Source organism: Janthinobacterium sp. KBS0711 (assembly GCF_000988085.1).
In the GTDB taxonomy this organism is placed as follows: Bacteria; Pseudomonadota; Gammaproteobacteria; order Burkholderiales; family Burkholderiaceae_D; genus Janthinobacterium; species Janthinobacterium lividum_E.
The window spans coordinates 81,820-94,788 of record NZ_LBCO01000033.1; the positions used below are offsets into that span (position 1 = coordinate 81,820).

Here is a 12,969-nt window from a genome sequence, read left to right on the forward strand (position 1 = left end):
TGAATCGTTGTTACCTGGTACAGGCGACGCTTCAGACGGATTTATTAAGCGGCGCTGCAATATTGTCGGTCTTGACAGCGCTTTTGGCCGCCACGGGGGCGCCGGCCGCCGGCAGCAGCTGGCGCAGGATGGCGTCGGCAATGCCGAAAGCGCGCTGGCCGGCCATCTTGTCGGCCACCAGGTTGTCGGCCATTTCCAGCATGTCGCTGTTGACGGGGTCCTTGAAGACGCTGTCTTCGCCCGCCATCTCGCGCGTGCCCGAGCGCATCTGGCGCAGCATGTGCGAGATGAAGAAGGCTTCGAACTTGACGGCCGCCTCGGTGGCCTTGGCCGCATAGCGGGGATCGGCCGGCGCGGCTGCCGCCGGGGAGCGGTCGTCGAGCGCCGAAGGCAGGGCGCTGCTGCTGTCGTTGATATTAAGCATCAGATCACCACCAGTTCGCCTTCGATGGCCCCGGCCTGGTCGAGGGCTTGCAGAATTGCCATGATGTCATCGGGCGAGGCGCCCAGGCTGTTGACGACGTCGATAATCGATTGCAGCTTGGCGCCAGCCGGCCATTTGAACATATTGCCGTTGCCCTGGTCGACGGACACCTTCGATTGCGGCGTGACGGTGGTCTGGCCGCGGCCGAATGGCGCCGGCTGGCTCACTGCCGAGCTTTCCGAAATGACCACTTTCAGCGAGCCGTGCGTGACGGCGGCGGCCTTCACGCGCAAGCCTTCGGCGATGACCACGGTGCCGGTGCGCGAATTGAACACCACTTTCGGCGTATCGACGCCCACATCGACGGAGAGCGCTTCCAGCTTGGCCATGAAGGCCACGCGCTGGGTCGGGTTTTCCGGCGCCAGCACTTCCACGCTGGTGGCGTCGCGCGTGGTGGCAACGGCGCCAAAGCGGCGGTTGACGGCTTCGACGATATTGATGGCCGTCTCGAAATGCGGGTGGCGCAAGTTCAGGGTGACGGTCGGCTTGGTCGAGAAATCGCTGAGGATTTCGCGCTCGATGTTGGCGCCGTTGGGAATGCGGCCCGAGGTGGGTGTGTTGACGGTGACGGACGAGCCGCTCTTGCCGGTGGCGTTCAAGCCGCCGACGACCACGTTGCCTTGCGCCAGCGCATACGTTTCATTGTCGGCCGCGCGCAGTTGCGTCAGCAGCAAGGTGCCGCCGCGCAAGCTTTTCGCATCGCCCAGCGACGAGACGGTGACGTCGATGGCCTGGCCACGGCGGTATCCTGGTGGAAATACGGCGCTGACCATGACGGTGGCGACGTTCTTGCTTTTCGCTTCGGCGCCGTCCGGCATCTTCACGCCGAACTGCTTGAGCATGTTGACCACGGACTGGCTGGAAAACTTTACCTGCGTGGTGTCGCCGCTGCCGTTCAGGCCCACGACGAGGCCATAGCCGACCAGCGGATTGTCGCGCACGCCCTCGATGCTGACCAGGTTGCGCAACACTTGCGCGGCGCTGGCGGGCAGGGCAAAGCCGGAGAGCACGGCCAGCATGGCTGCCAGGGGCAGGGCGGAACGAAATTTCATGAGGTCACCTTAAAACGGCATCCATGGGCCGACGAAGAAGCGCGTCAGCCAGCCTGGTGTATTGGCTTCGGCCAGGGTGCCCTGGCCGGAATAGGCGATCTGTGCATTGGCGATGCGCAAGGACGAGACCTGGTTGTTCGAATCGATGTCGGCCGCGCGCAGGTAGCCGCGCAGGCGCACGAATTCCTCGCCCTGGTTCAGGGTCAGCGTTTTTTCGCCCTGCACGCGCAGCAAGCCGTTCGGCAGCACTTCCTGCACGATCACGGTGATGGCGCCGGACAGCGCATTTTGCTGCGTGCTGGTCGAGTCGCCGGCGAAGTTGCGGTCGGCCGACAGGTCGATGCCGGTCTTGGGGAAGGTCTTGCCGAGGATGTTGGCCGCATTCACGCCGACGGACGAGCCCTTGTTGAACGAGGTGCCGGCCTTCTTGCTGGCCTGCGTGGTTTCCTGCAGGGCCACCGTGACGACGTCGCCGACGCGGAAGGCGCGGCTGTCCGAGATCAGGTCCAGGCCCGCGTCGGGATTGAAAACGCCGCCGCCCACGCCGCCGCGCGCAGCGCTGCGCGGCGCCACGGGCAGCGGCGTATCGGAAAAGCTGGGCGCCACCGGCGCGGCCGGCTGGCTGGCGCAACCGGCCATCAACACCAGCAGCATGGCTGCCGTGGCTTTCATGGCGACCGTCATCAGCGTGCCGCTTGCGCCAGGTATTGCAGCATATTGTCGGCGGCCGACAGCACCTTGGTGTTCATTTCGTAGGTGCGCTGGGCAGCGATCATGTCGACCATCTCTTCGACCACCTGAACGTTCGAGCCTTCCAGCGCAAACTGTTTCAGCTTGCCCAGGGCGCCTTCGCCGGGACGGCCTTCCGTCGGCGTGCCGCTCGATGCCGTTTCCTGGAACAGGTTTTCACCGAGTGCCAGCAAGCCCGTCGGGTTGATGAAGCTGGACAGGTTCAGCTGGCCCAGCTGGGTGCCGTTGACATTGCCCGGCACGGTGGCCGTGACCATGCCGTTTTCGCCGATGGTGATCGCCGTGGCATTGTTCGGCACGGTGATCTGCGGCACCAGCGGCAAGCCCTGGGCGTTGACCATCACGCCGTTTTCATTGATGCCCAGCTGGCCGGCGCGCGTGTAGGCCGCTTCGCCGTTCGGGCGCAGCACTTGCAAGAAGCCGTTGCCGGTGATGGCGACGTCGAATTCGCGGCTCGTCGTTTGCAGGCTGCCGGTGGTAAATACCTTTTGCGTGCCCACCATGTGGGTGCCGTTACCCAGCTGTACGCCCGATGGCGAGAGGGTATTGTCGGCGCGCTGCGTGCCCGGCTGCTGCTCGACCTGGTAAAACAGGTCTTCGAAGACGACGCGGTCGCGCTTGAAGCCAACGGTATTGACGTTGGCCAGGTTATTCGCGATGGCTTGCAGTTTGGCATCTTGTGCCTGCACGCCGGTCTTGCTGATCCACATTGCTGGATTCATGGTTTGCTCCTGGTAATTGGTTGGCGTTGGGCTTAGGCGCCCAGCAGGCGGTTGCCGGACTCAGTCATCGCGTCGCTGGCCTTGAAAATTTTCATCTGCATTTCGAAACTGCGGTTCAGGCTCATGGTGGCGACCATTTCCTCGACGGCCGAGACGTTGCTGCCTTCCAGGTGGCGGTCGCGCAGGCGCACCGCCGGGTCGGCCTGCAAGTCTTCGCCGCTGCGCGCCACGATCAGGCCCGCCTCGTTCTTCGTCAGCTCGCCCGCTTCCGCGTTGACCAGCTTGAGCTTGTCGACGGTCTGCATTTGCGCCGTCCCCGGCACCTGGATGGAAATCGTGCCATCGGCGCCGATCGACAGGCTGGTGTGCTCGGGAATCGTGATGGGGCCGCCTTCGCCCAGCACGGGCCGGCCGTTGATGGTCAGCGCGCCCGTTTCATCGAGGTCCATGGCGCCGGCGCGCGTGTAGGCTTCGCCGTTTTGCCATTGCACCGCGAGAAAGCCGGGGCCCGTGACGGCCACGTCGAGTTCGCGTCCCGTTTCCTTGATGGCGCCCGTGCGCGTGCCGACGGCGCTCGACTGCGTCTGCGTCATGTGGCGGTCGTCGTAGCCATAGCCGTTTTGCAGCGGCTGGGCAGTGGACACTTCCAGGTTGGCGCGGAAGCCGCCCGTCTCGATATTGGCCAGGTTGTTGGCGTGTACCTGCTGTGCCCGCAGGGCACGGTCGGCCCCGCTCATGGCGGTATAAATCAGCGCATCCATTGCTCTTTACCTTTGCGTTTCGTGGATTACAGCGCTTGCATCAGCGATTGCAGCATGGCGTTCTCGGTCGAGATGACCTTCGAGTTGGCCTGGTAGTTACGCTGCGACGTCATCAGGCCCACCAGTTCGGAGGTGATGTCGACGTTCGACTGTTCCAGCGAGCTCGTCACCAGTTTGCCGGTCATGCCGACGCCAGGGCGGTCATACATGGGGGTGCCGGAAGTGGTCGAGGTGACCCAGCTGGTATCGTTGACGGCAGTCAGCGCGCCTTCATCGGGGAAGGTGGCCAGGGCGATCACGCCGATGCTCTGCTTTTGGCCGTTCGTGTATTTCGCCACGACGGATCCGTCCTCGGCCAGTTCCACGCCCATGTAGGTGCCCGAGGCATAGCCGTCGGCGCGGTCGGTCGAGGTCGTCGCTTCGCCGGCGAACTGGGTGGTGCCCGTGTAGTCGATGGCGACGGACAGCGGCGCCGCGCCAGCCGGCGTCGGCAGCACTGGCGCGGCGGACGTGCCGGTCACCAGCTTGCCGTTCGTGTCGAACGTCATGCTCGTCACCGGCGTCACATCGGCGTTGTCGAAGGTGTAGTGGACGTCCACGCCCGTCGCCGTCTTGACGAAGTACTGGCCCAGCGAGTGCTTGGCCCCCAGCGAATCGTAGACGATCGAGGACTTGCCGCTGTTGTAGCTCAGTTCATTGGTCTTGCTGAAGGGCACGGCCTTGATGGTCCATTCGGACGACATGTTGGCGGCATACGCGAGCTTGGTCGTCGCCACGGCGGGAATCTGGCCCGTCGGAATCTGCATGTCGCCCATGGTGCCCAGGGTGGTGCTGCCCTTGATTGCGGCATAGCCTTGCACCATCTTGCCGTTCGAATCGACCAGGTAGCCACTGTTGCTGGCCGAGAAAATGCCGACGCGGCTGTAGCTCATGGTGTTTTGCGCATCGCGCGAGACGAAGTAGCCGCGGCCGTCGATGGCCGCGTCGAGCGCGCGGCCCGTGTTCAGTACGCCGCCATTGAGCGACATGCTTTGCGTCAGCGAGCCGATTTCCGTGCCCGTCGCGCGCGAACCGGCGTACATGGCGGAAAAGTTGGCGCGGCTGCTCTTGAAGCCGTAGGTGCTGGCATTGGCGATATTGTTACTGGTGCTGTTCAGCTGCTGGTTGATGGACTGGATACCGGACAGGGCGATGTCGAAACTCATGTTGACTTCCTTTAGTGAAGGACGAGATTAGTGTGCTGGAAACGAAGGGAAGGGCGGATCAGGCCGTCTTGCCGTTAAAACCGGTGATCGCGCCAGGGTTGACTTCGCCCAGGTTCGACACGCTCAGGATCATGTTGCCGCCGGACGACAGGCGCACGCTGTTGAGCTTGCCTGCGATGTCGACCGTCGGTTTTTCGGCGCCGCTGGTGCTGACCTTCATGCTGTAGGTACCGGCAGGCAAGCCCAGGGCCACTGGATCGATGGTGAACGGCACGGTGCCGGCACCTTGGGCGCCCAGCTCGATCTTGTATTCCTTGTCGTCCAGGCCTTTCAGGGTCACCGTGGTCTTGGTGGTGCTGGCCGCCAGCGCGATGCTGCCGCTGACCTTGCTCTTGTCGAGCTGCACTGTTTCGCTGTTGACCATCACTTCGGAACCCACTTGCGCGCCCAGGGCCAGCACCTGCATCGATTGCAGCACGCTGGCATTGGCGCTGGTCAGCGACGCCAGGTTCTGCATCGCTTCCGTCTGCGCCTGCTGCGTCAATTGATTGACGAACTGGCTCGGGTCGGTCGGCGCGAGGGGATCCTGGTTCTTGATCTGGGCGACCAGCAATTTGGTGAACATGTCCTGGGTGGCATTGCCTTGCGACTTCACGGCATTGTTGTTGCTGCCGCTGCCGCTGGTGTTATTTGTAAAGAGATTGGTTTCCATGGATTATGCTTCACCTAATTTGAGGAGCGATTGCTGCATCGACTTGATGCGGCCCAGAACTTCGACATTGGTTTCAAAGGCGCGCGAGGCCGACATCATGTCGGTCATCTCGGCAACCTGGTTGACGTTGGGATAGAACACCATGCCATCGGCATTGGCCATCGGGTGGCCCGGTTCGTACACCTTGCGCAGCGGCTCGTCGCTTTGCACCACGTCGAGCACCTGTACGCGCCCGCCCGCGCCGCTGGCGCCGGGGCCATCCATCACGGCCGCAAACACGGGTTTGCGCGCGCGATAGGTTTCGCCTTCGGAACCGGCAACGGAATCGGCATTGGCCAGGTTGCTGGCGATGGTATTGAGGCGCACGGTTTGCGCCGCCATCGCCGAACCGGCGATCTTGGAAATATCCTGGAAGCTCATGCTGATCCTTATTGTCCGGAAATGGCCTTGGACAGACCCTTCAGTTTCATGTTGACGAAAGTGAGGCTGGTCTGGAAGTCGGTGGCATTCTGCGAGAACGCCGCCTGCTCGACGCCGATTTCAACGGTATTGCCGTCGCGGCTGGGGTGGTAGGGCACGCGGTACAGGGCGCTGGCATCGTCATCGGTCGACAGCAGGCCCGCTTCGTTATCCTGCAACTGCTGCAGGGCGCTGCCGAAATCCATGTCCATGGCCTGGAAGCCGGGCGTGTTTTCATTGGCGATATTGGCCGCCAACACGCGGGTACGGTCGGCACGCAGCGCGAGTGCATCGGCGTGCACGCCCAGCGCATCCTTGAAATTAATCCCCATGGTCATCCTTTGTATTGAATTCGATCGTGCTTTTTGCGGTTCGGGCCAGAAAATAGGTGGTGCAGAGGTAAAATCCCAGCCTGGTCATGTTGACGCATGGTAAGGTCATGCCGCTTCAGTATCTTTGATTAAGGTTAGCAATGATTTACTTTGAGAACTATTCCGTGATGTGGAACAAGGCGCAATGTCGTCAAATACTGCTTCCAGGCATCTTTTTATTGGCCAGCCTATATAGTAGTGCAGGTCGCGCAGAATTGCCAGCCGACAATATATTTTCACGTATGGAACAGTTGGCGCGTGAGCAGCTGGCGCAGCAGGCAGCCTCGGCGGGATTGCTGGAACCGCAGTTTCAAGTGACCGTCGTGAAAAGCGCGCGCCCCGTGCCCGCGTGCGCGGCGCCCGTCGCGCTGGAAACGGCGGACAGCCGCTCGGCGCAGCGCATGCGCTTTGTCGCGGTGTGTCCTGGAAGCAACGGATGGCGTTACGAAATGCTGGCGCGCGGCAGCATCACGGCCCAGGTGGCCGTCACCAGCGTGCCCGTCACGGCCAATACGCCGCTGCAATCGGGCGACGTGACGTTGGCGCGGCGCGACGTGACGATGGTGCCGGACAGTATTTCCGCCTTGTCCGGCGCCGTTGGCCTGTCGAGCCGGCGCAGCTTGCGTGCCGGCGAAGTGCTGCGGCAAGGACAACTGGCGTCGCCCGTGCTGGTCAAGCGGGGCAGTGCCGTCAATATCGTGGCGCGCAAGGAACAGGTAGAGGTGAGCATGGCCGGCGAAGCGATGGACCCGGGCGCGCTGGGCGAGGTGATTCGCGTGCGCAACGCCACCAGCGGCACGGTGATACGTGCCAGGGTAGTCGATGCGGGCGTGGTGGAACCGGCCGATATTGCCGGCCGTTAAGGAAAATCAGTCCGCGGCGGCCGTGCGCTGCAGACGCGTCGCCAGTTGCGTCAGCTTGGCGGCGTAGTTGGGATCGGTGGCATAGCCGCCACGCGCCAAACCCTGCGCGAAGGCGCCCGCATCGGCGCCCGTGTTCAGGGCGGCGCGGTAGCGCGGATTGTCGAGCAAGACTTGCGCATAGTCGCGGAAGGCGCTGGCCTGGTCCGGGTAGCTGCGGAAGCGCTCGGTTTTCTTCAGGGCCGTGCCGCTGCCCGCTTCGTATTCGGTGGTGACGTTGCTGGCCACGTCGCCCTGCCATTTCCCGCCGGCCTTGATGCCGAACAGATTATTCGTGTCCGCGCCCGTGCCCTGGCGCAGCGGACGCTGGCCCCAGCCAGATTCCAGCGCCGCGTGGGCGGCGACGATTTCCGGCGCCACGCCCAGGCGCGCGCCCGTTTCTTGCGTCCACGGCTTGATCGAGGCGAGGAATTGCTGCTGCGTTTCGCCGATTTCTCCGCTCTGGTTGATGCTGCCCAGTACATTCACGGGCTGGCTCTGCTCCAGGTAGGAGCGTCCTTGCGGACTCAGGCTGGTGGCGCTGCCGCCGCCCTGTTCGATGAAGCGGGCCACTTCGCCCTGCACTTGGCGGAACACGCTGCTGAAGCTGCCGTTGGAGCTGGTGGCATCGGTGGCGCGCATATTGCTCTGCACGGCGGATGTGGCCGTCGTCGATGGGGTTGCCGCCGTGGCGCGGGTGGTCAGGAAATCAGCCTGGCGCATACGTATCTTCCTCGCCATGCAGCACGCGCTGCATGATGCTGTACTGCTCTGTTAATAAATCGCTGTTGCGGGTATTCAGGCGCTTGCATTCGAGCACCATCTGTTCCAGCGCGGCCCAGTCGCGCTGGGCGGTCGTACGCGCGCCTTCTTGCAACAGTGCAAACAATTGCGCCATATCGCCTTGCGGGCCCAGCAGGGCAGTGACGAGGCTGACCCGTTGCCGGCGGCGCGCATCGAGCGGCTCGACGGCGGCGACCACCTGGTCGGCCAGCGCCGTCAGCCGGGCGCTCTGGTGGTGCAGGGTAGCCTCGAATTGCTCTTCCAATAAGGTTTGCAGGGCGGCATAGCCGGCGCGGTCGTCCGTCATGCCTTGCAGCACGCGGCGCACGGCTTCCTGGCGCGTGATGCCCTTGCGCGGTGCGGTCACGATTCGCCGCCGTGGAAACGCTGGATCAAGCCTGCCAGTTTCGATGGATCGAACGGCAATTCGCCCTTGGCCAGCGCATCGCGCAGCATGGCCACGCGCTCGTGGTCGATCTCGGGCATGGCGCGCAGGGCGGCCATGGCCGGTTGCAGCACGGCCGATTGCAGTTCCGCCCCGGCCGACGAGCCACCCATGGCGCCCGCGGCGCCCGCGTTCTCGGCGATCGCCTCGGCAGGTGCGACGGCGCTGCTGCGCACGGCAGCACCGGTATTGCCGGAGGAGATTTTCATACGTTGTCCCTTGCCCTTAATTTGCATGCTCGTCCCGATCTTTCTTTGCGGGCAGGCCCAGTTTATCGCGCAGGCGTTGCAGGGTGCCGGAGTCCGGTTCACCCACTTGCAGCTCGTCGCCTTGCGGCTTTTGCCCTGCCATGCCGAACATGGCGGCGATGCTGTCGGCCTGGCCACGCGTTAATATTAACAGTTCGATGCGGCGGTTGATGCCGGCGCTGGCATTTTTTACGTCCAGCGGCGCGCGGTCGGCCATGCCCACCACTTGCAGCACGCTGTCCGGACTCATGCTGCCGATCAGCAATTGCGCGCGCGCCGACATGGCGCGGTTGGCCGACAGGGTCCAGTTCGAAAAGCCTTCATAGCCGGTATTGGCGTATTGCATCGAGTCCGTGTGGCCGACGATCAGCATCTGGTTTTCCATTTGCGCAAACACGGGGCCCATCTGGCGCAGCAGCTTGCGGAAACGGTCCGTCGGTACGGCGCTGCCGCGCACGAACATGCCTTGCTTGTCCGTATCGTGCAACATGACGCGCAAGCCGTACGGCGTGATCACGGATTGCAGGTTGCTCTTCAGTCCCGCTTCATCGCTGAGCTTGTCGAGCGCGCGCGACAGCGACAGCAAGTCTTCCGGCGACTGGTAGCTGACCTTGGTCTGGTTTTGCGGCGCGGCGCCGGCCTTGCCTTCCTGCGTCTGCTTGCCTTCCGTGCGCGTGTCGCCCGAGCCCTTGCGGGGCATTGGGAAGCGTTCGATGAGGCTGCCGCGCGGACCGCCGCTCTGTTCCGGCATGACGCCCTGGCCTTCGCCCTGGCGGCTGCTGGCCGACGCATCCATCATGATTTCCTTCATCGCCTGCTGCTCGCGCGCGGCCATCAGCCACAGCACGAGGAACAGCGACAGCAGGGCCAGGCAAAAGTCGGCGAACGCAACTTTCCAGGCGCCGCCATGGCCATCGTCGTCGTGCTTGCGTCCGGCACGCTTGATGATGGCCTGTTCATGTTTCTCATGCGGCTTTAGCACGGCGGCCTCCCCGGCCTTGGCCTTGCTCTTGTTCGGCGCCGCCATCTTCCAGCGCATTGATCCAGCTTTCCAGCTGGGCGAAGCTCGGCTTGATGTTCAGCTGCACCAGACGGCGGCCCGCATCGATGGCCAGCAGCGGCGGCTTGCCCGCCACGTGCGTGACCAGCACGACCTTCACGCATTCCATGGTCGAGCCTTCCTCGCCCACCAGCTGCTTCATCATGTTGCACATCGGATCGAGCACGCCGTAGCAAAAGAAAATACCGATGAAGGTGCCGACCATGGCGGCGCCCACTTTTTCCGAAATTTCCGCCGCATCGGCGCCATCGGCCACGGAATTCATGGCCATCACGATGCCGAGCACGGCGGCCAGAATACCGAAGCCGGGCATGGCTTCGGCGATCTTGTGCAAGGATTTCGACGGTTGCAGCAATTCGTCGTGGATGGCTTCCAGTTCCTGCTCCAGCACGCCTTCGAGTTCATGCGCGTTGATCTTGCCCATCGCCATCAAACGGAAGTTATCGACGATGAAGGCCAGCAGCTTCGGCTCTTCCAGCACCAGCGGATAGCGCTGGAACAGGGCGCTTTCGCGCGGCGCCTCGACGTGGGCGTCGAGCGCCTTCAGGCCGCCGGCGGCCGTTTGCAGCAGTTCATACATCAGCAGCAGCAACTGGCGCTGGAATTCCGAGCCTTGCTTCTTGTGCGTGACGATCTTGCGCATCTGATGCAGCATTTCACCGAGTACATGCTTGGGGTTGCCCAGCACCAGGGCGCCGACGGCAGCGCCGATGATGATGATCAGCTCGACCGGTTGCCAGATCGCGTGGACGGTGCCGCCCATCAGGGCGAAACCTCCGAATACACACCCCATCACGATTAAGATACCGATAATTACCATGTCAACTGCCTTTCTGCGTCATTGTGCTGCGTCAATTTGATGGATAGTGAAACTTATGCGTCTTGCAGCATGGCTTTCATCTTGCCCAGTGCCGTCTTGTTGAGCTGGCAGACGCGGGCGTCGCTCAGGTCCAGCACGGCGGCTATTTCTTTGTAGCTCAGTTCGAATTCGTAATACATCTGGATCACGCGCTGCTCGCGTTCGTCCAGCGCGCGCAAGGCTTGCTCCAGGCTGCGCCGCACCATCAATTGCTCTTCCGGGCTCGGTGCGCTGTCGGCCTGTCCCAGGCTTTCCTGCAGCACTTCGTCGAAACTGGCGATCAGCTCGGCGTTTTCCGCCAGCTGGTATTCCTGGAAGGCTTCCGGCGTCAGCTTCAGGGCGGCCATGATTTCCGCGTCCAGCGGCTCGCGCCCCAGGCGGCGGGTCAGGGCGCGCACGCTGTCGCGCAGGCGGTGGCTTTCCTGGCGCACGGCGCGCGGACGCCAGTCCTGGCGCCGCAGTTCATCGAGGATGGCGCCGCGGATGCGCAGGCTGGCATAGCTGCCGAAAGACTGGTCCGGCACGCCGTAGCGGCGCAAGGCTTCGAGCAGCCCCATTAGGCCGATCTGTTCCATGTCGTCGCGGTCGATGGCGCCCGACACCTGCGAATTGAGCTGGCGCACGATGCGTTTCACCAAAGGGGAGTACGCCACCAGATGTTGTTGCTCTTCAGCAACGCTGAGCACGGCCGCGCAAGCGCTGGCGGCGGCATATTCGCCGGCGCCATACGCTTCCTGGTATTGCTCTACATAGGCCAAGGGATCTCCCACTAGGTCGGCTGGCGTGTTGGCTTATTCAATGATCAGCTTGCCGACCATGACTTCGGTGAACGGTTTTTCCATCTGTTCGCGCTCGTAGCTGACGTTGAAGGCCTTGTTGATCTGCTCGGCATATTGCTCCACGGTCATCGTCTGCGCCTTGTCCAGCGGAAAGCTCGACAGGGTGCTGACGGCGATCGAACGCATCAGCGGCAGGTGGTCCTTGGTCAGTTTTTCTTTTTCCTCGGTGGTGGCGATGACCAGGTCGGCCGACAGGTAATGCGTTTCGCCATCGCCGGGGCCGCGGCGCAGCATCACGATGACCTTGTCGAGCGTGAGGAACTTGCGCGCCTTCTTGCCCGTGGCGGGCGGCGGCGGGGCTTTTGCTTCGGCGACATCGGCATGGCCGGCGACCGGCTTGGCCAAATACCACATGGCGCCGCCAGCCGCGCCGGCGGCCAGCACGGCCACGGCGACAAAGCCGGCGATCAGTTTCATTTTCGTATTCATCAGGCGCTCTCTCGCTCGTGCATGGCGTAAGTGGTACTGGCAGTGCTGCCATCGGACAGGGCACGGCCCGGTTCGGCATCATCGTGCTGGCGGCCCGGTTGACGCTGGCCGCGCGCATCGCCTTCGGCAAACGCCTGGGCGGCGGGGCTGCGCGGGGTGGCGCTGATATTGACGGCGACCTCGGTGTACTGGCGCTGCGCCAGGTCGCTGCGCATGTTCTCGCCGATGCCTTGCAACTGGCGCAACACTTCCGAGTTCGACGCCGTGACGTTCACTTGCAGCGCGCCGGCCGTATGGCGGATGGAAATTTCAATGCGGCCCAGCATGGGCGGGTCGAGGCGGATCGTCGCGTGTTCGCTGTTGCGGCCGATCTGCGTCTGCAGGCGTTCGCCCAGCGCTTCGCGCAGCGGTTCCTGCCATTGCTGGGCAGGGCCGTTGAGCTTGATGGTGTCGCCGGATGGCGCCGCCGCAGCCGTATTGCCGATGGCGCCCGTCAAACCCGGATTGGGCGTGGCTGGGGCCGGCGTCGCGGCGCCGCGTTCGCCTTCGCGCGCGGCAGCAGGGGCGGCGACGGCTGTTGCCGGCGCGCCTTGCTGCAGCAGCGATTCGAACGGCTGTGCCGGCGCGCTGCCCTTGGCGGGCGCGGCCGGGTTGGCGGCGGCCAGCGGTTCGCGCGTATCGCGGCTTGCCGGTTGCGCCGTTCCCTGTGCCGTGATGGTGATTGCCGCTGGATGCAGGCTGATGTTGAGTGCCGGGTTGGCTTGCGCCACGTTCGCCTGCGCTGCTGTCTGTGTTTGCGCCTGGGCGGCGGCGCGCGCTTCGGCTGCGGCCGCATCCGTTGGCGGCGGCATCGTCACCGGCAAGCCGATGACGGGGGCGGCCATGGCTGGG

General features: G+C 63.7%; 18 protein-coding genes. 1 reads left to right on the top strand and 17 read right to left on the bottom strand.

Annotation, left to right across the window (positions count from 1 at the left end):
• Positions 1-31: 31 nt before the first annotated feature.
• From VM94_RS19010 to flgB, 9 genes are read right to left on the bottom strand one after another with little or no spacing between them, the layout of a single operon-like run.
• Positions 32-424 (bottom strand): rod-binding protein, encoded by a 393-nt coding sequence (locus VM94_RS19010; protein WP_046684895.1) that lies wholly within the window; start codon positions 422-424, stop codon positions 32-34.
• Positions 424-1,536: a flagellar basal body P-ring protein FlgI gene (locus tag VM94_RS19015; RefSeq protein WP_046684896.1), complete on the bottom strand. Its 1,113-nt coding sequence runs from the start codon at positions 1,534-1,536 to the stop codon at positions 424-426. The genes VM94_RS19010 and VM94_RS19015 overlap by 1 nt, the downstream gene beginning before the upstream one ends.
• A 9-nt stretch (positions 1,537-1,545) precedes the next feature.
• Positions 1,546-2,208 (bottom strand): flagellar basal body L-ring protein FlgH, encoded by a 663-nt coding sequence (gene flgH, locus VM94_RS19020; RefSeq protein ID WP_046685514.1) that lies wholly within the window; start codon positions 2,206-2,208, stop codon positions 1,546-1,548.
• Positions 2,209-2,219: 11 nt separating this feature from the next.
• Positions 2,220-3,008, bottom strand: coding sequence for a flagellar basal-body rod protein FlgG (flgG, locus tag VM94_RS19025; protein WP_167389655.1), 789 nt, complete (start codon positions 3,006-3,008; stop codon positions 2,220-2,222).
• 32 nt (positions 3,009-3,040) lie between these two features.
• Positions 3,041-3,769, bottom strand: a complete 729-nt coding sequence (locus VM94_RS19030) for a flagellar basal body rod protein FlgF (RefSeq protein WP_046684898.1) — start codon at positions 3,767-3,769, stop codon at positions 3,041-3,043.
• A 26-nt stretch (positions 3,770-3,795) separates the two neighbouring features.
• The gene (locus tag VM94_RS19035; protein WP_046684899.1) at positions 3,796-4,974 is read right to left on the bottom strand and encodes a flagellar hook protein FlgE; all 1,179 of its coding nucleotides are present in this window, start codon (positions 4,972-4,974) and stop codon (positions 3,796-3,798) included.
• A 58-nt stretch (positions 4,975-5,032) separates the two neighbouring features.
• On the bottom strand, positions 5,033-5,686 hold the full coding sequence (locus tag VM94_RS19040; RefSeq protein WP_046684900.1) for a flagellar hook capping FlgD N-terminal domain-containing protein: 654 nt from the start codon (positions 5,684-5,686) through the stop codon (positions 5,033-5,035).
• Positions 5,687-5,689: 3 nt separating this feature from the next.
• Complete coding sequence (gene flgC, locus VM94_RS19045; protein WP_034757795.1) at positions 5,690-6,106, bottom strand: flagellar basal body rod protein FlgC; 417 nt, start codon at positions 6,104-6,106, stop codon at positions 5,690-5,692.
• 8 nt (positions 6,107-6,114) lie between these two features.
• On the bottom strand, positions 6,115-6,477 hold the full coding sequence (gene flgB, locus VM94_RS19050) for a flagellar basal body rod protein FlgB (RefSeq protein ID WP_034758109.1): 363 nt from the start codon (positions 6,475-6,477) through the stop codon (positions 6,115-6,117).
• A gap of 281 nt (positions 6,478-6,758) precedes the next feature.
• Here flgB and flgA point away from each other — a divergent pair, with 281 nt between their 5' ends.
• Positions 6,759-7,379, top strand: a complete 621-nt coding sequence (gene flgA / locus VM94_RS19055) for a flagellar basal body P-ring formation chaperone FlgA (RefSeq protein ID WP_046684901.1) — start codon at positions 6,759-6,761, stop codon at positions 7,377-7,379.
• 6 nt (positions 7,380-7,385) lie between these two features.
• Here the strand turns inward: flgA and VM94_RS19060 are convergent, their stop codons facing one another.
• The 8 genes from VM94_RS19060 to VM94_RS19095 all read right to left on the bottom strand — a co-directional run.
• Positions 7,386-8,138 carry a glycoside hydrolase family 73 protein gene (locus VM94_RS19060; RefSeq protein WP_052755832.1) on the bottom strand — a complete coding sequence of 251 codons (753 nt, stop codon included), beginning with the start codon at positions 8,136-8,138 and terminating at the stop codon, positions 7,386-7,388.
• Positions 8,125-8,565, bottom strand: coding sequence for a flagellar export chaperone FlgN (flgN, locus tag VM94_RS19065; protein ID WP_052755833.1), 441 nt, complete (start codon positions 8,563-8,565; stop codon positions 8,125-8,127). The genes VM94_RS19060 and flgN overlap by 14 nt, the downstream gene beginning before the upstream one ends.
• Entirely contained in the window at positions 8,562-8,852 is a 291-nt protein-coding gene (gene flgM, locus VM94_RS19070; protein WP_034757812.1) for a flagellar biosynthesis anti-sigma factor FlgM, read from the bottom strand. The genes flgN and flgM overlap by 4 nt, the downstream gene beginning before the upstream one ends.
• A gap of 16 nt (positions 8,853-8,868) precedes the next feature.
• Positions 8,869-9,930: a flagellar motor protein MotB gene (locus tag VM94_RS19075; protein WP_046684902.1), complete on the bottom strand. Its 1,062-nt coding sequence runs from the start codon at positions 9,928-9,930 to the stop codon at positions 8,869-8,871.
• Complete coding sequence (motA, locus tag VM94_RS19080) at positions 9,857-10,771, bottom strand: flagellar motor stator protein MotA (protein ID WP_034757817.1); 915 nt, start codon at positions 10,769-10,771, stop codon at positions 9,857-9,859. Before motA ends, VM94_RS19075 begins: the two co-directional genes overlap by 74 nt.
• Positions 10,772-10,824: 53 nt before the next feature.
• On the bottom strand, positions 10,825-11,568 hold the full coding sequence (locus tag VM94_RS19085; protein ID WP_046684903.1) for a FliA/WhiG family RNA polymerase sigma factor: 744 nt from the start codon (positions 11,566-11,568) through the stop codon (positions 10,825-10,827).
• Positions 11,569-11,601: 33 nt separating this feature from the next.
• The gene (locus VM94_RS19090; RefSeq protein WP_046684904.1) at positions 11,602-12,078 is read right to left on the bottom strand and encodes a flagellar basal body-associated FliL family protein; all 477 of its coding nucleotides are present in this window, start codon (positions 12,076-12,078) and stop codon (positions 11,602-11,604) included.
• Positions 12,078-12,969: flagellar hook-length control protein FliK (locus VM94_RS19095; protein WP_160309304.1), on the bottom strand; the 892-nt coding region annotated here is incomplete at its 5' end. The genes VM94_RS19090 and VM94_RS19095, both read right to left, overlap by 1 nt.